The sequence below is a fragment of the Anaeromyxobacter oryzae genome (assembly GCF_023169945.1).
GTDB lineage: Bacteria > Myxococcota > Myxococcia > Myxococcales > Anaeromyxobacteraceae > Anaeromyxobacter > Anaeromyxobacter oryzae.
Map to the genome: position 1 here is coordinate 3,623,621 of NZ_AP025591.1, position 21,351 is coordinate 3,644,971.

The 21,351-nt window shown below is 74.6% G+C and carries 18 protein-coding genes; 4 read left to right on the top strand and 14 right to left on the bottom strand.

The window, feature by feature from the left end; translation table 11 throughout:
- Both AMOR_RS15795 and AMOR_RS15800 read right to left on the bottom strand, forming a co-directional pair.
- On the bottom strand, positions 1-702 hold the full coding sequence (locus AMOR_RS15795) for a response regulator (protein WP_248352519.1): 702 nt from the start codon (positions 700-702) through the stop codon (positions 1-3).
- Positions 699-3,281 (bottom strand): sensor histidine kinase, encoded by a 2,583-nt coding sequence (locus tag AMOR_RS15800; RefSeq protein WP_248352520.1) that lies wholly within the window; start codon positions 3,279-3,281, stop codon positions 699-701. Before AMOR_RS15800 ends, AMOR_RS15795 begins: the two co-directional genes overlap by 4 nt.
- Before the next feature lie 296 nt (positions 3,282-3,577).
- On the opposite strand from AMOR_RS15800, the gene AMOR_RS15805 reads away from it, so the two are divergent.
- The 3 genes from AMOR_RS15805 (at position 3,578) to AMOR_RS15815 (ending at position 7,401) form a co-directional block, all read left to right on the top strand.
- Positions 3,578-5,626: an APC family permease gene (locus AMOR_RS15805; protein ID WP_248352521.1), complete on the top strand. Its 2,049-nt coding sequence runs from the start codon at positions 3,578-3,580 to the stop codon at positions 5,624-5,626.
- A gap of 120 nt (positions 5,627-5,746) precedes the next feature.
- The gene (locus AMOR_RS15810) at positions 5,747-6,010 is read left to right on the top strand and encodes a hypothetical protein (protein WP_248352522.1); all 264 of its coding nucleotides are present in this window, start codon (positions 5,747-5,749) and stop codon (positions 6,008-6,010) included.
- Between the two features lie 8 nt (positions 6,011-6,018).
- Entirely contained in the window at positions 6,019-7,401 is a 1,383-nt protein-coding gene (locus AMOR_RS15815; RefSeq protein ID WP_248352523.1) for a sigma-54-dependent transcriptional regulator, read from the top strand.
- Between the two features lie 52 nt (positions 7,402-7,453).
- Here AMOR_RS15815 and AMOR_RS15820 read toward each other — a convergent pair whose 3' ends face one another.
- The 8 genes from AMOR_RS15820 to AMOR_RS15850 form a co-directional block, all read right to left on the bottom strand.
- Positions 7,454-9,310 carry a sensor histidine kinase gene (locus AMOR_RS15820; protein ID WP_248352524.1) on the bottom strand — a complete coding sequence of 619 codons (1,857 nt, stop codon included), beginning with the start codon at positions 9,308-9,310 and terminating at the stop codon, positions 7,454-7,456.
- Positions 9,307-10,470: a sensor protein KdpD gene (locus AMOR_RS15825; protein ID WP_248352525.1), complete on the bottom strand. Its 1,164-nt coding sequence runs from the start codon at positions 10,468-10,470 to the stop codon at positions 9,307-9,309. Before AMOR_RS15825 ends, AMOR_RS15820 begins: the two co-directional genes overlap by 4 nt.
- A gap of 1 nt (position 10,471) precedes the next feature.
- Positions 10,472-11,158 carry a potassium-transporting ATPase subunit KdpC gene (gene kdpC / locus AMOR_RS15830; protein ID WP_248352526.1) on the bottom strand — a complete coding sequence of 229 codons (687 nt, stop codon included), beginning with the start codon at positions 11,156-11,158 and terminating at the stop codon, positions 10,472-10,474.
- An 8-nt stretch (positions 11,159-11,166) separates the two neighbouring features.
- Positions 11,167-13,215 carry a potassium-transporting ATPase subunit KdpB gene (gene kdpB / locus AMOR_RS15835; RefSeq protein WP_248352527.1) on the bottom strand — a complete coding sequence of 683 codons (2,049 nt, stop codon included), beginning with the start codon at positions 13,213-13,215 and terminating at the stop codon, positions 11,167-11,169.
- Between the two features lie 2 nt (positions 13,216-13,217).
- Positions 13,218-14,939, bottom strand: coding sequence for a potassium-transporting ATPase subunit KdpA (kdpA, locus tag AMOR_RS15840; RefSeq protein ID WP_248352528.1), 1,722 nt, complete (start codon positions 14,937-14,939; stop codon positions 13,218-13,220).
- A gap of 9 nt (positions 14,940-14,948) precedes the next feature.
- Positions 14,949-15,038 (bottom strand): K(+)-transporting ATPase subunit F, encoded by a 90-nt coding sequence (gene kdpF, locus AMOR_RS15845; RefSeq protein WP_248352529.1) that lies wholly within the window; start codon positions 15,036-15,038, stop codon positions 14,949-14,951.
- Between the two features lie 16 nt (positions 15,039-15,054).
- Positions 15,055-15,189, bottom strand: coding sequence for a hypothetical protein (locus AMOR_RS29660; protein WP_256468074.1), 135 nt, complete (start codon positions 15,187-15,189; stop codon positions 15,055-15,057).
- A 232-nt stretch (positions 15,190-15,421) separates the two neighbouring features.
- Positions 15,422-16,198, bottom strand: coding sequence for a phosphatase PAP2 family protein (locus tag AMOR_RS15850; RefSeq protein ID WP_248352530.1), 777 nt, complete (start codon positions 16,196-16,198; stop codon positions 15,422-15,424).
- A gap of 436 nt (positions 16,199-16,634) precedes the next feature.
- Between AMOR_RS15850 and AMOR_RS15855 the strand changes: the two genes are divergently transcribed.
- Positions 16,635-17,513, top strand: coding sequence for a hypothetical protein (locus AMOR_RS15855; RefSeq protein WP_248352531.1), 879 nt, complete (start codon positions 16,635-16,637; stop codon positions 17,511-17,513).
- A gap of 27 nt (positions 17,514-17,540) precedes the next feature.
- On the opposite strand, the gene AMOR_RS15860 is transcribed toward AMOR_RS15855, so the two are convergent.
- From AMOR_RS15860 to modA, 4 genes are all read right to left on the bottom strand, one after another.
- Positions 17,541-18,638, bottom strand: coding sequence for an AI-2E family transporter (locus AMOR_RS15860; protein ID WP_248352532.1), 1,098 nt, complete (start codon positions 18,636-18,638; stop codon positions 17,541-17,543).
- A gap of 144 nt (positions 18,639-18,782) precedes the next feature.
- Complete coding sequence (locus tag AMOR_RS15865; protein ID WP_248352533.1) at positions 18,783-19,871, bottom strand: ABC transporter ATP-binding protein; 1,089 nt, start codon at positions 19,869-19,871, stop codon at positions 18,783-18,785.
- A complete protein-coding gene (modB, locus tag AMOR_RS15870; RefSeq protein ID WP_248352534.1) occupies positions 19,856-20,533 on the bottom strand; it encodes a molybdate ABC transporter permease subunit in 678 nt (225 codons plus the stop codon). The genes AMOR_RS15865 and modB overlap by 16 nt, the downstream gene beginning before the upstream one ends.
- Positions 20,534-21,319, bottom strand: a complete 786-nt coding sequence (modA, locus tag AMOR_RS15875; protein WP_248352535.1) for a molybdate ABC transporter substrate-binding protein — start codon at positions 21,317-21,319, stop codon at positions 20,534-20,536.
- Positions 21,320-21,351 lie beyond the last annotated feature (32 nt).

The following is a 21,351-nucleotide window of genomic DNA, read 5'->3' on the forward strand; positions in this document are numbered from 1 at the left end:
TCATGCGCCGTCGCCGGCCTCGCGGAGCCGGTACCCGACGCCGAGCTCCGTCAGGATCAGCGTCGGCCGGGCCGGATCCGGCTCGATCTTCTTCCGCAGCTCGGCCATGTGCACGCGCACGTAGTGGCTCTGGGTGACGTTCGGCCCCCAGACCTGCGAGAGGATCTGCCGGTGGGTGAGCACCTTGCCCGCGTTCCGCGCCAGCAGGACGAGGAGCTTGTACTCGATGGGCGTGAGGTGGACCTCGCTCCCGCTCACGGTCACGGCCCGCCGCTCGAGATCCACCCGGAGCGGCCCGGCCTCGATCAGCGTCGGCTCCTTCGGGCTCGCCTGCGCGTGCCGCAGCGCGACCCGCATGCGGGCGAGCAGCTCGTTCGCGCCGAACGGCTTCGTCACGTAGTCGTCCGCGCCGGCGTCCAGCGCGTCCACCTTGTCCTCCTCGCGCCCGCGCGCGGAGAGCACGATGATGGGCGCGCGCGTCCACTCGCGCAGCGCGCGGGTGAGCTCGATCCCGTCGCCGTCCGGGAGCCCGAGATCGAGCAGATAGAGGTCGGGCACGTGGCTCGTCGCGAGCTGCCGGGCCTCGCGCACGGTCCCCGCCTCGAGCAGGCGGTAGCCGTGGGCCGTCACGGCGGCGCGCAGGAACCGGCGCACCGCCGGCTCGTCCTCGACGAGCAGCACCAGCGGGCCGGGGTCCGTCACGTGGGCGCCTCCTCGCCCGGCGCGCCGCCGGGCGGCTCCGCGCCGAGCGGCAGCGTCAGCCGGAACACCGCGCCGCCTCCGGCGCGGCCCGACGCCACGAGCCGCCCGCCGTGGGCCTGGGCGATGGCGCGCGCGATGGGCAGCCCCAGCCCGACCCCCGCAATGCCGGGGTGCGACCCCCGCCGGAACCGCTCGAACACGCGCTCCTCCTCGCCCCGCGGGATGCCGGGGCCGCGGTCGGCGACCTCCACGACCACCGCCCCGCCCTCGCGCGCGGCGCCCACGTCGATCTCCGAGCCCGCCGGCGTGTACTTCGCGGCGTTCTCGAGCAGGTTCACCAGCAGCAGCTCGAGCAGCACGGGGTCGACGGAGAGGAGCGGGAGGTCGTCCGGAACCGCGACCCGGACCGGGCGACCGGCGAGGCGCCGCTCGAGGCGCGAGAGCGCCACCCCGAGGACCTCGACGAGCGGGACCCACTCCCGCCTCGGGCTGACCGCGCCGGACTCGAGCCGCGTCATGTGGAGCAGGTTCGACACCAGCCGCTCGAGCCGCTCCGCCTCCTCGCAGACCGTGTCGAGCAGCTCGCGGCGGGTCGCCCCGTCCAGGTTCGGGTCGTCCCGGAGCGTCGTGGCGGCCCCGGTGATCGCGGCGAGCGGCGTCCGGAGGTCGTGCGACACCGCGGAGAGGAGCCCGCTCCGCAGCTCCTCGGTCCTGGCGCGCAGCGCCGCCTGCCGGACGTCGTCGGCGAGCCGGACCCGCTCGAGCGCGAAGGCGCCCTGACGGCAGAGCGCCTCCAGGAACTCCCGCTGATCCGCGCGGAGGCCCTCGGTGCCGCCCGCCCGCACCGCGAGCACGCCGAGCACCTCCGCGGAGATCCGTATCGGCGCGCAGACCACCGCCTCCCGGCGCCACGTCCCGGTGCCGCGGCCGGCGATCCCGCCGTGCTCCATCGTCCAGCGCGCGACGGCCGCCTCGGCCGGCGTGAGCGACGCGTCCGCCGGCGCGGCGGCGAGCGGGACGAGCGCCCCGTCGCGCCGCCGCTCGAGGAGCACGGCGGGGCCGCCCAGGACCTCCGCGGCGGCGCGGGCGCAGACCTCGCCGACCCCGGCCGCGTCGATGGCCGAGCCGAGCTGCCGGCTGACGGCGTACAGCGCCGAGGTCCGCCGCTCGCGCTCGACGGCCGCCCGCTCCTGCTCGCGGAGCCGGAGCGTCAGCGTCGAGATGACCGCTCCCACGCCGAACATCATCGCGAAGGTGAGCAGGTACCGGGCGTCGGCCACGCCGAGGGTGAGCGCGGGCGGGACGAAGAAGAAGTCGTACGCCACGACCGAAAGCGCCGACGCGAGGAGCGACGGTCCGCGGCCGGACGTCACCGCGACGACGGTCACGGCGAGCAGGAAGAGCATCTCGACGTCCGGGACCGAGAGGACCGCGCGCGCCGCGCTGGCGATGGCCGCCGCGAGTCCGACGGTGACGGCCGCCCGGAGGTACTCGAGGCCGCCCGCGGCTCGCCCCGGCTCCCGCACGGCGGCTGGGCGCGGGGTGCTCTCGCCCGACACGACGTTCACCTCGATGTCGGCGCTCCCGCGGATCACCTCGTCCACGAGCGACCCGCGCAGGAGGTCGCGCCAGCGGGGGTGCCGCGGCTTCCCGAGCACGATCCGGGTGACGTTCCGGGCGCGCGCCCAGGCGAGGATCTCCTCCGCCACGCTCGCGCCGGAGAGGCGCACCACCTCGGCGCCGAGCGACCGCGCGAGCTGGAGGTGCTCCTCGACCCGGGCGCGGTCGGCCTCCTGGAGCGGCGTCCGGCCCGAGACGTCCACCCAGGCGGCGGACCACGGCGCGCGCAGCCCGGCGGCGATGCGGCGCGCCGCCCGGACGATGCGCTCCGACTCCGGCGCGGGTCCCACGCACACGAGGACGCGCTCGGCGGTCGGCCAGGCCACCGCGGCGCCCTCCTCGCGCCGCCCCGCCACGACCTCCGCGTCCACGTGCTCCGCCACCCTGCGCAGCGCAAGCTCCCGGAGCGCGACCAGGCTCGCGCGCCGGAAGAACCGCTCGGGCGTGTGCGGATCGAGCTCCGAGGCCGCGATCCTCCCCTCGCGCAGCCGCCCGAGGAGGGTGTCGGGGGAGACGTCCACCAGCTCGACCTCGTCCGCCGCCTCGAAGAAGGAGTCGGGCACCGCGTCGCGCACCGCCACGCCCGTGATGGCGCGCACCACGTCCCTCAGGCTCTCGAGCTGGTAGACGCCGAGCGTCGCGTGGACCTCGACGCCGGCGTCGAGCAGCTCGCGCACGTCCTGCCATCGCTGCTCGTGCCGCGCCGAGGGCGCGTTGGAGTGGGCGAGATCGTCGACGAGCAGCACGGCGGGGCGGCGCGCGAGGGCGGCGTCGAGGTCGAGCTCCTCGAGCTGCCGCGCCTGGCCCGGTGGGCGCGGCGGTCCGGGCAGCACGTCGAGCCCGAGCAGCAGGCCGGCGAGGTCGTAGCGCCCGTGCGTCTCGACGGCGCCCACGACGACGTCGGCGCGCTCCATCGCGAGGGCGCGCGCGGTCTCGAGGAGGCGCGTGGTGGTGCCCACCCCGGGTGCGTAGCCGAGGTAGATCCTCAGCCGTCCGGGAGCTCTCGCGCCCGGTGCCCCGTCGCGAGGTGGCCCGCTCGCCGGCGCGTCCGGCGGCGTGGCGGGATCGCGCCTGCGGGTCCCGGGCTCGTCCATGGGTCAACTCACGCACCGGGCCCGCGCTCGGTCAAGCGGAACGCGTCGATCCGCGGTGCGCGCGGGGTGCGTCCCGCGTGGGCCCTCGTCTTGATGCCGTCTTGATGCGCCGCCCGCCCTTCTTGACGCCCGGCTGAGGTGGCACACGCGAAGCTCCGGGCGTGCCCCCGGCTGCCCCGAACGCGAACCCGACCCCGACCCCCTCACCGACCCCCGCCCCGACCGCGACGCCAGCGCCGGGTCGCGGCGGGCGGCTGCGCCACCTGCTGCTCGGCGCGCCACGGAACGTGCAGGATCCGCAGACCCACCACGCGATCTCGCTCGTCGCGCTCCTCGCGTGGGTGGGGCTCGGCGCCGACGGCCTCTCCTCCTCGGCCTACGGTCCCGACGAGGCGTTCCGGGCGCTCGGGCATCACGGCTACCTCGCCGTCGCCCTCGCCCTCGCCACCGGGATCACGGTCCTCGTCATCTCGGTCGCCTACTCGCAGATCATCAAGCGGTTCCCGTTCGGCGGCGGCGGCTACGTCGTCGCGACGGAGCTGCTCGGCTCCCGCGCCGGCGTGGTGTCGGGGTCCGCGCTGCTCGTCGACTACGTCCTCACCATCTCGGTGTCCATCGCGAGCTGCGGCGACGCGATCTTCAGCTTCCTGCCGCCCGCGCTCGCCCCGTGGAAGCTCACCCTCGAGGCGGCGGCCATCGGCCTCCTGCTCCTGCTGAACCTCCGCGGCGTGAAGGAGTCGGTGACGTTCCTCGCCCCGATCTTCGGCCTCTTCCTCGTCACCCACGCGATCCTGATCATCGGCGGGATCGGCGCCCACGCCGGCGAGGTGCCGCGCGTCGCGGGCGAGGTCTCCCACGGCTTCCGGGCGGGGCTGGCGGAGCTCGGGGCCGCCGGGCTCTTCGCGGTGTTCGTGCGCGCGTACTCGATGGGCGCGGGCACGTACACCGGCATCGAGGCCGTCTCGAACGGCATCCAGATCATGCGCGAGCCGAAGGTCCAGACGGCGCGCCGGACGATGACGTACATGGCGCTGTCGCTCGCGCTCACCGCGGCGGGCATCCTCGTCTGCTACCTCCTGTTCCGGGCCGCGCCCGAGGAGGGCAAGACAATGAACGCCGTCCTCGCCGAGCGGTTCGCGAACGGCTTCACGGTGGGCGGCGTCCCCGTCGGCCACGCCTTCGTCGTCGTGACGCTCCTCGCCGAGGGCGCCCTCCTCGTCGTCGCGGCGCAGGCCGGGTTCATCGACGGGCCCCGCGTGATGGCCAACATGGCGACCGACTCCTGGCTGCCGCACCGGTTCAGCCAGCTCTCGGACCGGCTCACGATGCAGAACGGCGTCGTGCTCATGGGCGGCGCGTCGCTCGCGACGCTCTTCTACACGCGCGGCGACATCACGCACCTCGTGACGATGTACTCGATCAACGTCTTCGTGACCTTCTCGCTCTCGCAGCTCGCGATGCTGCGCTACTGGTGGCGGGAGCGGTCCGCGGGCCGGCGGCGCGGGCTCGGCACCCACGGGATCGCGTTCGCGCTCTGCGTCGCGATCCTGGCCGGGACCGTCTACGAGAAGGGCGGGCAGGGCGGCTGGGTGACCCTCGTCGTGACCGGGGTGGTGATCGGGCTCTGCTTCGTCATCCGCCGGCACTACCGGAACGTGCAGGCGAACCTGAAGCGGCTCGACGCCGTGATGGACGCGCTCCCGGCTCACCCCGGCGGGCCCCGGCCGGTGGTCGATCCGAAGGCCCCCACCGCGGTGCTGCTCGTGGGCGGCTACGGCGGGCTCGGCGTCCACCAGCTGCTCACCGTGCAGCGCACCTTCCCCGGCCACTTCCGGAACTTCGTCTTCGTGTCGGTGGGCGTGATCGACTCCGCGGCGATGAAGGGCATCGAGGAGGTGGACCGCGTCCGCCTCCGGACCCAGACCGGGCTCGAGCAGTACGTCGAGCTGGCCCACCGCCTGAGGCTCGCCGCCGACTACCGCATGGACGTCGGCACCGAGGCGGTCGACGTCGCGCAGCGGCTCTGCGGGGAGATCGCACGCGAGTTCCCGCGCGCGGTGTTCTTCGCCGGGAAGCTCGTCTTCGAGCGGGAGCGCTGGTTCCAGCGGGTGCTCCACAACGAGACGGCCTACCAGCTCCAGCGCCGGCTCCAGTTCGACGGGCTCAACGCGATGGTCCTCCCCGTCCGGGTGCTCGGGGAGGCCGCCTGAGGCCCGCCTCCCGCCCCGTCCGTCCGGGCCGGAGGGGCTGGACGCCAGCTTGATGGCGGGGGACCGGACCCTGACACCGTCTTGACGGCCGCACCGGTAGAGCATGGACCGAGGGTTGCCATGCGCGAGATGGTCCACAGCGTCGAGGTGGTCGGACACGAGGAGGTCGCCCCGCGCGTCGTGCGCCAGGCGCGGCTCCCGCTCGACGCCCTCACGGTCACCCTGTTCGTGGTCGGGCTCGTTCCGCTGTTCGGCTACGCGTGGCGGCATGCGTGGGATTCCCGGGAGCTGGGGCTCGCGGCGGCGATGGTGGTCCTCTCGGGGCGCGAGCTCGTCCGTTACGCCGTCGGGCTCCTCCGGCGCGCGCACCGCGCGGAGCGCTGAGGCCGCCGATGCGTCCTGCGGTCGCTGCCGGCGAGGCGACGCCGGAGGTCGCGCCGGTGCCGCTCCGCGTCCTCGTGATCGACGACGAGCGCAACATCCGGACCACGCTGGCGCTGTGCCTCGAGGGGCTCGGATGTCACGTGGCGCAGGCCGCGAACGGCGCGGCGGCGCTGGAGGCGCTCCGCCTCGAGGCGTTCGACCTCGCCTTCTGCGATCTGCGCCTCGGCCAGGAGAGCGGCCTCGACCTCCTCCCGCGGATGCTCGGAGAGCGTCCGGGCCTGGACTTCGTCGTCATCACCGCCTACGCGACGGTGGACACGGCGGTCGAGGCGATGCGGCGGGGCGCCCGGGACTACCTGCCGAAGCCGTTCACGCCTGCGCAGATCGGGCACCTCGTCGAGCGCACTCGCGAGCGCCGTGCGCTCGAGCGCCGCCTGCTGGATCTGGAGACGCGGCTGGGCGAGGCGGAGCCGGAGGTCTCGCTCGCCACCGGCTCGCCCCGGATGCACGCCGCGCTCGAGGTGATCGAGCGCGCCGCCGCGCACGACGTCGCCGTGCTGCTCCGCGGGGAGAACGGTACGGGGAAGGGGGTGCTGGCGCGCCTCCTCCACGGCCGGAGCCCGCGCCGGGAGCGGCCGTTCGTCGTCGTGAACTGCCCGACGCTGTCCGAGGAGCTCCTCGCGAGCGAGCTGTTCGGGCACGCGCGCGGCGCGTTCACCGGCGCGGTGAAGGATCAGGAAGGCCGGGTGGAGGCGGCGGAGGGCGGGACGGTGTTCCTCGACGAGATCGGGGAGATCTCGCCGACCCTCCAGGCCAAGCTGCTCCGCTTCCTCCAGGAGAAGCGGTTCGAGCGCGTCGGCGAGAACCGCACCCGCACCGCCGACGTGCGGATCGTCGCCGCGACGAACCGCGATCTCGAGGCGGAGGTGAGGGCGGGGCGCTTTCGCGAGGACCTCCTCTTCCGCCTGAACGTGGTCGAGGTGACGGTACCGGCGCTGCGCGATCGCCCCGAGGACGTCCTGCCCCTCGCGCGCCGGTTCATCGCCTTCTTCGCCCGCCAGGCGCGGCGGCCGCCGCCCGAGCTGTCCGCGGCCGCCGGGAAGGTGCTCGCCGCGTACTCGTGGCCGGGTAACGTCCGCGAGCTGCGCAACGCCATCGAGCGGGCGCTCATCCTGAGCCCGGGCCAGGTGCTCGAGCCGGAGAACTTCCCCGAGCGGATCGCCGCCCAGCCGACCACGCCGGTGCTGGGCGGCGACTTCACCGCGGAGGAGATCGAGCGCGAGCACGTCCTGCGCGTGCTCGCCCGCGCGGCGACTCTCGAAGACGCGGCCCGGGTCCTGGACCTCGACCTCTCCACCCTATGGCGCAAGCGGCGGCGGTGGGGGCGGTGACGTCGCCGCCCGGGCGGCTGGGGCGGCTCTCCTCCGGCGCGCCCTTCCTGGGTCAGGCGGTGGCCTTCACGCCGCCGCCGGCGTGCTCCGACGCGAGGCCGAGCGTGAACCAGAACGTGCTGCCACGCCCGGGCACGCTCTCCGCGCCCATCTCGCCGCCGTGCGCGTGCACGATCTCCCGCGAGATGTAGAGCCCGAGCCCGACCCCGCCCGAGCGCGACCCGGGGACGCGGTAGAACTTGTCGAACACGCGCTCGAGGTGCTCCCGGGCGATCCCCTCGCCCGTGTCCCGCACCTCGAAGCGGACCGCGCCCTCGCCGGCGAGCCGTGCGCTCAGCTCGACCCTGCCGCCGCGGGGCGTGTGGCGGACGGCGTTCGCGAGCAGGTTCGAGAGCACGATGCCGGCGCGCTCGGGATCAGCCCGGACCTCGACGGGCGGCTCCGGCGCCGAGACGGCCAGCTCGAGCCCGGCGGCCTCGGCGGCGCCGCGGAGCGCCGTGGCGGCGCCGGCGAGGAGCGCGCCGGCGTCGACGCGGTCGACCTGGAGCGCCATCCGGCCCGACTGGATCCGGGAGAGGTCGAGGAGGTCGTCCACGATCCCCTGCAGCCGCTCGCAGTCCTCCCGCGCCGCCTGCATCAGCTCGACCTGCTTCGGCGTGAGCGGCCCGACCGCCTCCTCGGCGGTGAGGTGGATCGCCATCCGGAGCGAGGTGAGCGGCGTCCGGAACTCGTGCGCGACCGTTGCGACGAGGTCGTTCTTGAGCTCGTCGAAGCGCATCAGCCGCGTGACGTCCTGCAGGACGATGGTCACGCCGGCGACGCCGCCCTCCTCCGAGTACAGCGGGGTCGCGCGGGGAAGGAGGTGGCGGTCGCCGTCCGGCGACTCCACCCGGACCGCCTCCTCGAACCCGCGCGGCACGTACGGGCCGCGGCCCGCCAGCACGTGGTGGCGCACGCGATCCACCACCGCGCGGAGGTCCGGCTCGAGCGCGCCGATCGTCCGCGCCCCGCCCTCGCCGGAGAGGCGCAGCGTGGACTCGGCCGCCGCGTTCAGGTTCAGGATCGCGCCCGCCGGATCCAGCACCAGCACCGGGTCCGGGAGGCTGTCGATGGCCGCCTGCGACGCCTGCTGCGCCTGGAGCAGCTCGCCGAGCGAGCTCCTCCGGTACTCGGCGAGCCGGTCCGCCATCGCGTTGAACTCCAGCGCGAGCGCGGCGATCTCATCCTTGCCCTCCACCCGCGCGCGCGCCTCGAGGTCGCCCTCCCCGAGCCGGCGGACCGTCTGGGAGAGGTTCCCGAGCGGTCGGAGGAGGCGCGCGGTGAGCGCGAGCGAGGACACGAGCCCGAGCGCGAGCGCGCCGAGCGTCGCGCCGACGACCGCCGTGACGTTCCGCTCCGCGGCCCGGCGCGCCCCGTCGCTCTTCCGCGCCATCGCGTCCTGGTTCAGCGCCAGGATCTCGCCTGCGGCGTCGCGGACGCCCACCGCCAGCGGGGCGAGCGTCTCGAACCAGCGGGCGAGCGGCGCGCCCGGGCCGGGCTGCCCGGAGGGCTCGAGCGCGGCGCGGTACGCGGTCCAGCGCCGGCGCAGGAGCCCCGTCGCGGCGTCCTCGCCGGGCTCGGTGACGTTGTGCTCCTGGACGGCGAGCTCCGCCTCGACGCGCCCGAGGCTCTCCTCCTCCACGCGCGCGTCGGCGGGGCGACCGGCCGCGCGCGCCAGGACCACGTCCTGGACCATGTCCAGCGCGGCCAGGATCCGCTCCATGGCGAGGACGCTCCGGTAGTTGTCCTTCAGGATGAGCGCCGGCCCGGAGCCGAGGGCGGTGAGCGTCTTCAGCGTCGCGAACCCGATCACCACCAGCACCGCCGCGAGCGGCGCCTGCGCGGCGAGCAGCTTCGACCGGAGCGTCACGGCCTTCCCTCCTCGTCCTCGAACGACACGATGTGGAGGTCGAGCCCGCTCCCCTCGTCGACGAGCCGCTGGAGCACGGACCGGCGGAGCAGCCGGCGCCACCAGGGGGGCAGCTCGGTCCTCCCGACGATGAGGTCGCTCACCCGGTGCGACCGCGCGAAGTCGAGGAGCGCGGCGGCGGGATCCGTGCTCTTGAGGCGGACCACCTGCGCCCCGAGCTCGCGGGCCTTCTCGATGTTCGCGAGGAGGTGGCGCTGCGCCTCGGCGTCGATGCGCTCCGGGGTCTCCTCGGGCGTCTCGACGTAGACCACGTACCAGTCGGTGTTGAGGCGCCCGGCCATGCGCGACCCGCGCCGGAGGAGCGCGAGCGCGCGGGGCGGATTGGACGAGAGGGCGACCATGACGCGACCCCGCGTCGACGTGGCCGCCTCGCCCAGGCGGGCCGCCGCGGTCGCCGATCGGTCCAGGCTCTCGGCGACCTCCCGCAGGCTGAGCTCGCGGAGCGTGGAGAGGTTCGGACCGCGGAAGAAGTGCTCGAGGGCCCAGGGGATCTTCTCGGCGGGGTAGATCTTGCCGGACCGGAGCCGCTCCACGAGGTCCTCGACGGCGAGGTCGAGGTTCACCACCTGGTCCGCCTCCTCGAGGAACGCGTCCGGAACGGTCTCGCGGACGCGGACGCCCGTGTTCCGCAGGATGAGGTCGTTGAGCGAGTCGAGGTGCTGGATGTTGAGGGCGCCGATGACGTTGATCCCGGCGGCGAGCAGGTCGAGCACGTCCTGGTAGCGCTTGCGGTTCTTCGAGCCCGGGACGTTCGTGTGCGGGATCTCGTCGACGATGGCGACGTACGGCCGCCGCGCCAGCACCGCGTCGAGGTCCATCTCCTCCACGACCACGCCGCGGTACTCCACCTTGCGGCGAGGGATCACCTCGAGGTCGCGCACGAGCGCCGCCGTGTCCGCCCGGCCGTGCGTCTCGATGAAGGCGCCCACGACGTCGATGCCGCGCGCGCGGAGCGCATGCGCCTCCTCCAGCATGCGCCAGGTCTTCCCCACGCCCGCGGCGAACCCGATGTAGAGCTTGAGCCGCCCGCGCCGGCCGCGCTCGACCAGCTCGAGGAAGTCCTGGGCGCTCGGGCGCCGGGCGGTGGTCGTGCCGGGCACGCTAGGGCGATCTCCCCCCGGGCGCGCCGAAGCGCCGGTCCAGGGCCAGGTTCAGCATGAGCACGTTCACCCGCGGCTCGCCGAGGATTCCGAAGTCGCGGCCCTCCTCCATCTCGTGCAGGAGGGCGCGGACGCGCTCGAGCGACACGCCGCGCGCCCGCGCCACGCGCGGGGCCTGCCAGAGCGCGGCGGCGGGGGAGAGGTGCGGATCGAGGCCGCTCCCGGACGCCGTCACGAGCTCGACCGGCACCGGGCCCGGCGCCTCGGGGTTCTCCCGCGCGAGCCGGGCCTGGTCCGCGACGGCTCGCTCCCGCAGCTTGCGCGAGGTGGGCCCGAGGTTCGAGCCGGACGACGCGGCCGCGTCCCAGCCCTTGTCACCGGCGGCGGAGGGCCGCGGCTGGAAGTAGGCCGCGCCCGCGAAGCCCTGCGCGATGAGCTCGGAGCCGACCACCCGGCCGGAGTCGTCGCTCACCAGGCTGCCGCCGGCGCGCCACGGGAAGAGCACCCGCGCGAACGCGGTCACGACGAGCGGGTAGGCGAGCCCGGTGAGGACCAGGGTCACCACGGTCGCCCGCACGGCCGGGCCGATCGCCCCGGCGATCCAGCCCGCCGGGGCGAGCTCGGCCGGCGGGGGCGGCGTCCCGCGGGTCGCGACGCTCACGTCTCGGATGACGCTGCTGCGCTCCATGGTGCCTCCTATACGAGCCCGACCGCGGCGAGGCCGAGGTCGATCAGCTTGATCCCCGCGAACGGCGCGATCACGCCGCCCACCCCGTAGACGAGGAGCGACCGGCGCAGCACCGCCGCCGCGCCGAGCGGGCGGTAGCGGACGCCCCGGAGCGAGAGCGGGATGAGCAGGATGATGATGATGGCGTTGAAGATGACCGCGGAGAGGATCGCGCTGAAGGGCGAGGCGAGGTGCATCACGTTGAGCGGCGCCATCTCCGGGTAGACGACCACGAACAGCGCCGGGAGGATCGCGAAGTACTTCGCCACGTCGTTCGCGATGGAGAACGTCGTGAGCGTGCCGCGGGTCATGAGGAGCTGCTTGCCGACCTCGACCACCTCGAGGAGCTTCGTCGGGTTCGAGTCGAGGTCGACCATGTTGCCGGCCTCCTTCGCCGCCTGCGTGCCGGTGTTCATGGCCACGCCGACGTCGGCCTGGGCGAGCGCGGGGGCGTCGTTCGTGCCGTCGCCGGTCATGGCGACGAGCTTCCCCTTCGCCTGCTCCTCCTTGATGAGGCGCATCTTCGTCTCGGGGGTCGCCTCGGCGAGGAAGTCGTCCACGCCCGCCTCGCGCGCGATCGCCGCGGCGGTGCGCGGGTTGTCGCCCGTGATCATCACCGTGCGGATGCCCATCGCCCGGAACCGGGCGAAGCGCTCCTGGATCCCGCCCTTCACGACGTCCTTCAGGTGGACGACGCCGAGGACGCGCGGGCCGTCGCACACCGCGAGCGGGGTCCCGCCGGTATCGCCGATCCGGTGCGAGACCTGGTGCAGCTCCTCCGGAACCCGGCCGCCGAGCGCCTGCACGTGCTTCACGATGGCGTCCACCGCGCCCTTGCGCACGGCACGCTCGCCGATGTCGCAGCCGCTCATGCGCGTCTGGGCGCTGAACGGGATGAACACGTGCTCGCCGTGGTCGACGGTCCGGCCGCGCAGCCCGTACTTCTCCTTCGCGAGCACCACGATGGATCGCCCCTCCGGCGTCTCGTCGGCGAGGCTCGCGAGCTGCGCCGCGTCGGCGAGGTCCTCGGCGCGCACGTCCGGCGCGGGGAGGAACTCGGTGGCCATGCGGTTGCCGAGCGTGATCGTGCCGGTCTTGTCGAGCAGCAGCGTGTCCACGTCGCCTGCCGCCTCCACGGCGCGGCCGCTCATCGCGAGCACGTTCTTGCGGAGGAGCCGATCCATCCCGGCGATGCCGATCGCGGAGAGGAGCCCGCCGATGGTCGTGGGGATGAGGCAGACGAGGAGGGCCACGACCGCGGTCGCGCTGAGGTCGATCCCCGAGTAGACCGCGAGCGGCACGAGCGTCACGCACGCGAACAGGAAGATGATGGTCAGGCCGACGAGGAGGATGTGGAGCGCGATCTCGTTCGGCGTCTTCTGGCGCGCCGCGCCCTCGACGAGCGCGATCATGCGGTCGAGGAAGGACTCGCCCGGATCGGCGGTGATGCGCACGACGATCCGATCGGACAGCACCTTCGTGCCGCCCGTGACCGCCGAGCGATCCCCGCCCGACTCGCGGATGACCGGCGCCGACTCGCCGGTGATCGCCGACTCGTCGACCGAGGCGACGCCCTCCTCGATCTCGCCGTCGCCGGGGATCATCTGCCCGGCCTCGACGACGACGCGATCGCCCTTGCGGAGCTTCGAGGCCTCCACGAGCTCCTCGCGTCCGTTCACGAGCCGCCGCGCGTGCGTCTCCTTGCGCATCCGGCGGAGCGTGTCGGCCTGGGCCTTGCCGCGGCCCTCCGCGATCGCCTCGGCGAAGTTCGCGAAGACCACCGTGAACCAGAGCCACAGCGAGACCGAGAGGGTGAACCAGCCCGGGGCGCGGGCGGCGGGATGGAAGATCCGGTCGCGGAGCCAGAGGAGCGTCGTGAGGACGCTCCCCACCTCGACGACGAACATGACCGGGTTCTTCACCACGTGGCGCGGGTCGAGCTTCCGCAGGCTGTCCCGCAGCGCGGGGCGCAGGATCGAGGGATCGAAGAGCGAGGGCTGCTTCGCGTGCGTGGCCATGGCTAGAAGAGCTTCCCGTGGAGCGCGGCGAAGTGCTCGACGATGGGGCCGAGCGACAGCGCCGGGAAGAAGGTGAGCGCGCCGACGATGAGGACGACGGAGATGAGCAGCACGGTGAAGGTCGGGCCGTTCGTGGGGAACGTGCCGGGGCCCGCCGCGACGGTCTTCTTCCCGATCATGGAGCCCGCGATGGCGAGCGCCGGGATGATCATGAGGAAGCGGCCGATGAGCATGTCCATGCCGCCGGCCACGTCGTAGAACCTCGTGTTCCCGGAGAGACCGGCGAACGCGGAGCCGTTGTTCCCGGCCTGGCTCGAGAACGCGTACAGGATCTCGGAGAGGCCGTGCGGGCCGCCGTTGGCGAGCGCCGCCTTGCCGTACGGCGTGACGGACGCCCAGGCGCCGAGCACGAGGATGACGAGCGGGAAGACGAGCACGTAGAGCATCGCGAGCTTCATCTCCTTCGCCTCGATCTTCTTGCCGAGGTACTCGGGCGTGCGGCCCACCATGAGCCCCGCGATGAAGACGGTGAGCACGACCATCACCAGCATCGCGTAGAGGCCCGCCCCAACGCCGCCGAAGATCACCTCGCCGAGCTGGATGTTCACGAGCGGCACGAGGCCGCCGAGCGGGGTGAAGCTGTCGTGCATCGAGTTGACGGCGCCGCAGGAGGTGTCGGTGGTGACGGTCGCGAACAGCGCGCTGTTCGCGACGCCGAAGCGGACCTCCTTTCCCTCCATGTTGCCGTGGGCGTGATCCACGGCGAGGCCCGCGAGGGCGGGGTTCGGGCCGGCCTCGTACTTGTAGGCGACGCCGACGCCGGCGAAGAACAGGACCGCCATGGCGGCGAAGATCGCCCAGCCCTGGCGCGTGTCGCGGGCCATCATCCCGTAGGTGTAGGTGATGCCGGCGGAGATCGAGAAGATGAGCAGGAGCTCGACGAAATTCGCGAGCGGCGTCGGGTTCTCGAACGGATGCGCGCTGTTCGCGTTGAAGAAGCCGCCGCCGTTCGTGCCCAGCTCCTTGATCACCTCCTGCGAGGCGACCGGACCGAGCGCGATCACCTGCTTCAGCCCCTCGAGCGTCGTGACCTCGCGGTAGGCCGAGAGCGTCTGCGGGACGCCGGTCGCGACGAGCAAGAGCGCGCCGATCAGCGAGATCGGCAGGAGCACGTAGACGATGGCGCGGATGAGGTCGACCCAGAAGCTGCCCAGCGTCCTGGGGCCGGTCGGGCCGGGGCGGCGCGTGAGGCCGCGCGCGAGCGCCAGCGCGATCCCGATGCCGACGGCGGCGGACGTGAAGTTGTGCCACGCGAGCCCCGCCATCTGCGTGAGGTAGCTCATCGTGGACTCGCCGCCGTAGTTCTGCCAGTTCGTGTTGGTCGTGAAGCTGACGGCGGTGTTGAAGGCGAGATCCGGCGCGACGGGCCCGAGCGTCTGCGGGTTGAGCGGCAGCACGTGCTGGAGCCGCTGGAGGCCGTACGTGACGAGCACGCCGAGCAGGCTGAACACCAGCATCGACGCGGTGTAGCCCTTCCAGCCCTGCTCCCGCTTTGGATCGACGCCGCAGAGCCGGTACAGGAGACGCTCGATGGGGCCGAAGATCCGCGGCAGCGGCTGCCGCTCACCCTCGAAGACCCGGAACATGTAGAGCCCGAGCGGCTTCGTCAGCGCGAGGACGACGGCGAAGAAGAGGATGATCTGGAGCCAGCCGTTCTCGGTCATGGCGATCCCCTAGAAGCGCTCCGGGCGGACGAGCGCGTACCCGAGGTAGAGGGTGAGGAGGATGGAGAGCGCGATGCCGAGGGCGTACTCGAAGGTCATGGTCGCTCCGGCTGGTTCACAGACGGTCGCAGCCCGCCACGTAGGCGAGCGCGCCCGCGAAGAAGGCGACGGAGAGGAGGACGAAGAGGGCATCGAGCATCTGGGCCTCGCGGCATTCGGAAGGGGCGCGGCGTGGGCGGGCGCTCGACACGGGACACGCGCCGCTCCGCGCTCTCGTCCGGAGCTCTGCACCTGAGGTGCCACGCGAGGTCGGCCCCACGGCGCGGCGGATCGCCCGAGACCCACCGCGGCCGTGCCGTGCGTCTCGCACGCGGGACGCGAGGCCGGTCGTGCAAAAGGCCATGGCGCCTGCTCCCGCCGAGGACGTGGCTAGCGAGCGAGGGCCGCCCGCAGCGCGTCGGCGGCGCGCGGCCGAGGACGCCTCAGAACGCGACCGCGACGCCGAGGCCCCGCCGCGACGGCACGAGCGCGACCGGCCGCGCCGCGAGGTGCAGCCAGGGGACGCCGACGCCGACGAGCGTCCCCATCACGGCGCCGACCATCACGTCCGTCGGGAAGTGGCGGCCGCCGAGGACGCGCTCGACCCCGACGCTCGCGCCGACGCCGGCGACGACGAGCCACGGCCAGCCGCGCTCGCCGCGCCGCTGACCCAGCGTGAACGCGCCGGCGGACAGCGCCGCGAACGCGGTGGAGGTGTGGCCGGAGTAGAAGGAGCGGTAGCCTCCCGGAGAGGACACGAGGGCGGGGTCGCCCGCGTAGGTGAGCGGGAGCGGCCGCTGGACGGTGTACTTCGCGATCTCGACGAGCGCGCCGTTCACGAGGAGGACCTCGCCGAAGACGACGAGGTCGGTCGCGATCGCGCGCGACCCGTGGACGGCGACGAGCTCGACCACCGGCGGCCCCGCCATGGCGAGCGCGACCGTGAGATCGCTCGTCACGTCCGCGGCGTGCGAGTGGTTCCCGATCGCGTGCCGGTCGAAGGCGTTCACGCTCGACGGATCGCAGGGGCAGCGCTCGTGGATGAGCTCGCTCGCGAAGAGGGAGGGGACGGCGATCGTCAGCGCGGAGAGGGCGAGGACCGTCCCGTCGACCGCCGGGTGGAGCGTGTAGATGACGGGATCGGGCGCGGGGTCGGGGGCGCCGGGGGCGGGAGGGGCCAGGGCGAGGGCGCCGACGAGGAGCGCGGCCGTCGGGATCATCACGTCAACCTGGCGCGCGGGGCGAGGTCACACACCTGCCTGCCGAGGGCCGCGTCTCGCGAGGCGCGAGCGTGCGCCGGGGTGGCCGGAGGCGTGAATCCGGTGCCACAGGTGGGCCCCTCGGCGGGCAGCGCCGACGCAAGAAACGCTGGAGTGACGCGGGATTCTCGCGCGGCACGCTATTCGCTATCGAGCCGATCGAGGCAAGGAAGGCCGCTCGCCAAGCCACGGAGGCACGATGCTCGCCGCTGTATTCGCCGCCCTTCTCGCAGGGCAGACCCCAGACCCTGGCGCCGCCGCGCCGGCCCCGGCCCCGCCGTCCTGGGAGACGTCGCCGGCCCAGGCGCAACCGCCCCCGGTGCAGGCGCCGCCGCCCCCGACGCCGCGCGACGAGGCAGGCACCGCCCGCCCCGCGGGTCCGGAGGCACCGGCGCCGGTGGACACGGTCGTCTTCCTGAATGGCGGCCGCGTGCGCGGCACGGTCCTCGAGGAGACGCCGCGCCACGACGTCACGATCCGCCTCCTCGACGGGACCGTCCGGCGCTACGCGCGCGAGGAGATCGCGCGCATCGAGTACGCGGACGGTTCGGTGTCGCGCCGGCGCACCGCGCCGCCGCGCCCGACGACTGCGGCGCCGCCGCCGTACCAGCCGCCGCGCCCCCCTCCCTACGCGCCGCCCCCGGTCTACGCCCCCCCGCCGCAGCCCCCGCCGTACCAGCCGGCGCCGGCCTATGGCCGGCGCGAGAACCCGCCGTTCGTGCCGCTCTGGGGCTCGATCGGGGTCGGCGCGACGTTCTTCGGCGGCGAGGCGCGCCACGGCGTCGCGATGGGCGACGACTTCGAGCCGCAGCTCCACTTCTCGCTCGACGGCGGCCTCCGCCTCACTCCCGCGATCGGGCTCGGCGTCTACATGGACGTCGGCGCCGGTGATCCCGCGGGCCCGGTCCGCGACGCCTGCGCGGCGCAGGGGCTCGACTGCTCCGGCGTCGCCGGCCGGATCGGGCTCCAGCTCCGGCACACGTGGGAGCCCGCGTCGCCGGCCGCCAAGTGGCTGTCCATCGGCACCGGCTGGGAGTTCGCGTCGATCACGACGAACGGCGGCTCGGACCTGGTCCAGTACACCGGCCGCGAGTACTTCAGGCTCGCGGGCGGCGTCGACTTCCGCTCGAACGCGGTGATCGGCGTCGGGCTGTACGCCTCCGTCGCCTGGGGCGAGTTCATGCACCTCGAGGACGCGTCCGGGATGCAGACGTCCACCGGCGGAGGGATCCACACCACGATCCAGGGTGGTGTCCGGCTCACCCTCTTCCCGTGATGCGGGCGGGCGGCGGCCGCGCGGCGCTCACCTCGCGCGCGTGCCGGCGCCCGGACCGGACGCCGACTGCGGCGGCTCCGCCGGGAGCGGCCGCGCGGCTGGCGCCCGGCGCGCCTCGGTGACCACGGTGTGGACCGCCGCCGCGAGCGGAAGCGCGAGCACCGCCCCGGCGGCGCCGCCGTGGTACCCGAGCAAGAGCACCGCGAGGAACTGCTCGAGCGGGGAGAGGTCCATCGTCCGGCGGTAGACGAGCGGCGACAGGACGGCGTTCTCGACCACGTCGTACAGGAGCAGGAACGCGAGCGTCGCGCCGGCGACCCCGAAGCCGCCGGCGGCGAGCGCCACCGCGACGAGCACCGCGAAGCGGACCACCGCGCCGAGGTAGGGGACGAGCACCGTCGCCGCGGCGAGGAGCGCGAGCGGCAGGAAGAACGGGATCCCGAGGAGCGCGAGGGCGGCGACGGACGCGGCCGCCCGGAGCGCCACGATCGCGGCGAGCCCGGTGAGGTAGCCCGCGAGCCGCTCCTCCAGCCGGTCCGCGACGGAGATCCAGCGCGCCCGGTGCGACGCGGGCGCGAGCCGCGCCGCGGCGTCGAGCGGCGACTCGCGGATCGCGACGAAGAGGATGGCGGCGGCGAGGACCGTCGCGGCCTCCCCGACGAACCCGGCGACGCCGCTCGCCGCCGACGCCGCGCCCCCGAGGGCGCCGCCGGCGAGCGAGGGGAGGCTCTCGCGCAGGCGTGCGAGGGCCGCGTCGCCGCCGAGCCACTCCAAGGCGGCGGCGGTGCGGGCGGAGCGCCGGAGCGCGTCGACGAGCGAGGGGATGGCCGCGACGAGGTCGGCGCCCTGCAGCGCGGCGGGGCGAAGCACCGCGAACCCGATCGCCGTCATCGCCGCGAGCGCGGCCAGGATGACGAGCGGCGCCGCCGCCACGCGCGGGAGGCCGGCGCGCTCGAGCCAGGCGACGGCGCGCCTGAGCGGCACGGCGAAGAGCAGCGCCACGAGGAGGAGCGCGAGCAGCGGCGCCGAGCGCCAGGCCACGAGCCCCGCGGCGAACACGAGCAGCGCGGCCGCCGCGGCGATCGCCGCCGCGCGGGCCCGCTCGGTGTTCGGGGTGCCGGCCATGCGCTCAGTCCGTCGCGATCGGGGCGCGCGCGGCGGAGAAGCCCGGCCGCGGGTGCCCTCGCGCTGCCCCGATCCGCTAAGCGGCGCGCCGCGCCCGCGTGATGTCGTGACGGGGCGTGCCGCCCGGCCGCGCCGGGAGGGCGCCTAGCCCCGCGGGACGAGCCGCACCGACGGGGCCTTCACGAGCGCCGCGACGGGCCGGCCCGGGGCGAGCCGCAGCCGCTCCGCGCCCGGCCGCGTCACGAGCGCGACCAGCGCGACGCCGCAGTCGAGCGACACGCGCACGAGGGGCCCCTCGTCGACGCGGTGGGTCACCACGCCGGGGAGGAGGTTCTGCGCGGAGGTCGGCGCGCCGGGCGCCTCCTCGAGCACGATCTCCTCCGCCCGGAAGCACGCCCAGGCGTCGCCGGAGAGGTCGCCGGGATCCAGGCCCACGAGCTCGACCGTGCCGGCGCGCACGACGGCGAGGCCGTCGACCCGGCGCGCGAGCCGGACCGCGATCACGTTCTCGGTCCCGACGACCTGCGCGACCGCGACGCTCGCCGGCGCGCTGAACACCTCCTGCACGGCGCCGACCTGGCGGACCGTGCCGTCCACGAGGACGATCATCCGGTCGCCGAGCGCGAGCGCCTCGACGCGATCGTGCGTGACGACGACCGCCGGGACCCCGGACGCCTCGAGGGTGCGGCGCAGCTCACCGCGGAGCGCCGCCCGCGCCGGGGCGTCGAGCGCGGAGAGCGGCTCGTCGAGGAGGAGCAGCCGCGGCGACGGCGCGAGCGCGCGCGCCAGGGCGACTCGCTGGCGCTGGCCGCCGGACAGCTCGCCCGGGCGGCGCCGCAGGAGGTCGGCGATCCCGACCCGCTCCGACACCGCCGCCACGCGCGCGTCGCGGCCGGCACGCGGCTCGCGGTGGAGCCCGTACGCGACGTTCGCCGCCACCGAGAGGTGCGGGAACAGCGCCGGCTCCTGGAAGAGGAGCCCGACGCGCCGCCGCTGCGGCGGGACGAAGGTGCGCCGCCCGGAGTCGAACCAGGTCTCGCCGTCGAACCGGACGTGGCCCGCGTCGGGCCGGTCGAGGCCGGCGAGCGCGCGGAGCACGGTCGTCTTGCCCGAGCCGGACGGGCCGAAGAGCACCGTCACGAGGCCGCCCGCGAGGGGCAGGTCGGCGCGCGCGGACACGGCGGGGCCGCCGCGGAACCGCCGCTCGACGGCGAAGCTCAGCGCGCGGTCCATGCGGAGGCCGGGCGGCGCTGCAGGCCGTAGACCACGACCAGCACCGCGAAGGAGAGGGCGAGGAGGAGCGCGGCGGTGCGGTTCGCCGCGTCGTACTCTAGGGCCTCGACGTGATCGAACAGGGCGATGGACAGCGTCCGGGTCCTCCCGGCGAGGTTGCCGCCGACCATGAGCACCACCCCGAACTCGCCCATCGTGTGCGCGAAGGCGAGCACCGCGCCGGAGAGGATGCCCGGCCACGCGAGCGGGACCATCACGCGCACGAACGTGCGGAGGCGCGAGGCGCCGAGGGCGTGGGACGCCTCGACGAGCCGCGGGTCGACGGCCGCGAGCGCGGCGGCGAAGGGCTGCACCGCGAAGGGGAAGCTGTAGAGGACCGAGGCGACGAGGAGGCCCTCGAACGAGAAGGGGAACCTGCGTCCGAGCACGGCCTCGTAGGCGCGGCCGAGCGGGCTGTGCGGGCCGAGGCCCTGCAGGAGGTAGTAGCCGAGCACCGTCGGCGGCAGGACGAGCGGGAGCGCGACGACCGCCTCGAGCAGGAACCTGAAGCGCCACCGCGAGGTCGCGAGGGCGTGGGCGACTGGGAGCCCGAGCGCGAGGAGCGCGAGGGTCGTGAGCGTCGCGAGCTCGAGGCTGAGCGCCAGGGCGGCCCGGTCGATCATCTACGGGACCCCGTAACCGGAACGCGCGAGGATCGCCCGCCCCTCCGGTCCGGTGACGAACGCGACGAACGCCCGCGCGAGCGCGGGCTCGCGGGCCGCCTTCAGGATCACGACCGACTGCTCGAGCGGCGGGTACGAGGACGGCGGGACCGGGTGGATCGTGCCGCGCGCGAGCGGCGGCGACGACGCGAGCGAGAGCGGGATGAGCGCAGCGTCCGCCGCGCCGCTCTCGGCGAACTGCGCCGCCTGCGACACGTTCTGGCCGAAGACGAGCCGGTCCCGCACGGCGTCGAGGACGCCCGCCGCACGCAGCGCCGTCTCGGCGGCGCGGCCGTACGGGGCGACCGCCGGGTTGGCGATCGCGACGTGCTTCACCGACGGATCGGCGAGCGCGGCCAGCCCGCGGCGGCCGACGTCCACGCTCGACCCGGGCGCAGTCCAGACGACGAGCGCGCCGACGGCGTAGACGACCTCGCCCTCCGCGGTCGCGAGCCCCTGCTCGACGACGCGCCGCGGGTAGTCCCGGTCCGCCGAGAAGAACACGTCGAACGGCGCGCCGCTCCGGAGCTGCGCCACGAACGTGCCGGACGCGCCGGTGGTCACCGCGACGGTGACGCCCGGGTGACCTGCCTCGAACGCGCGCGTGAGGGCGTCCATCGCGGGCTTGAGGTTCGCGGCCGCGGCGACGGCCACCGTCCGGCGGGGCCCCTCCGCGCGCGTGGGCGCCGCGGTCAGGACCGGGAGCACGGCGCAGGCTACGGCGAGGCGGAGGCGGACGCGGGACATCGGGTCTCCCTGGGGTCGCAACAGGCAACGAT

What these genes read in the sequence shown, in the direction of transcription:
- AMOR_RS15810 (WP_248352522.1), top strand. Translation starts at nt 5,747, where the DNA reads ATGCGCGAGATGGTCCACAGCGTCGAGGTGGTCGGACACGAGGAGGTC.
- AMOR_RS15850 (WP_248352530.1), bottom strand. Translation starts at nt 16,198, where the DNA reads ATGATCCCGACGGCCGCGCTCCTCGTCGGCGCCCTCGCCCTGGCCCCT.
- AMOR_RS15865 (WP_248352533.1), bottom strand. Translation starts at nt 19,871, where the DNA reads ATGGACCGCGCGCTGAGCTTCGCCGTCGAGCGGCGGTTCCGCGGCGGC.
- AMOR_RS15815 (WP_248352523.1), top strand. Translation starts at nt 6,019, where the DNA reads ATGCGTCCTGCGGTCGCTGCCGGCGAGGCGACGCCGGAGGTCGCGCCG.
- kdpC (WP_248352526.1), bottom strand. Translation starts at nt 11,158, where the DNA reads ATGGAGCGCAGCAGCGTCATCCGAGACGTGAGCGTCGCGACCCGCGGG.
- kdpB (WP_248352527.1), bottom strand. Translation starts at nt 13,215, where the DNA reads ATGGCCACGCACGCGAAGCAGCCCTCGCTCTTCGATCCCTCGATCCTG.
- modB (WP_248352534.1), bottom strand. Translation starts at nt 20,533, where the DNA reads ATGATCGACCGGGCCGCCCTGGCGCTCAGCCTCGAGCTCGCGACGCTC.
- modA (WP_248352535.1), bottom strand. Translation starts at nt 21,319, where the DNA reads ATGTCCCGCGTCCGCCTCCGCCTCGCCGTAGCCTGCGCCGTGCTCCCG.
- kdpF (WP_248352529.1), bottom strand. Translation starts at nt 15,038, where the DNA reads ATGACCTTCGAGTACGCCCTCGGCATCGCGCTCTCCATCCTCCTCACC.
- kdpA (WP_248352528.1), bottom strand. Translation starts at nt 14,939, where the DNA reads ATGACCGAGAACGGCTGGCTCCAGATCATCCTCTTCTTCGCCGTCGTC.
- AMOR_RS15860 (WP_248352532.1), bottom strand. Translation starts at nt 18,638, where the DNA reads ATGGCCGGCACCCCGAACACCGAGCGGGCCCGCGCGGCGGCGATCGCC.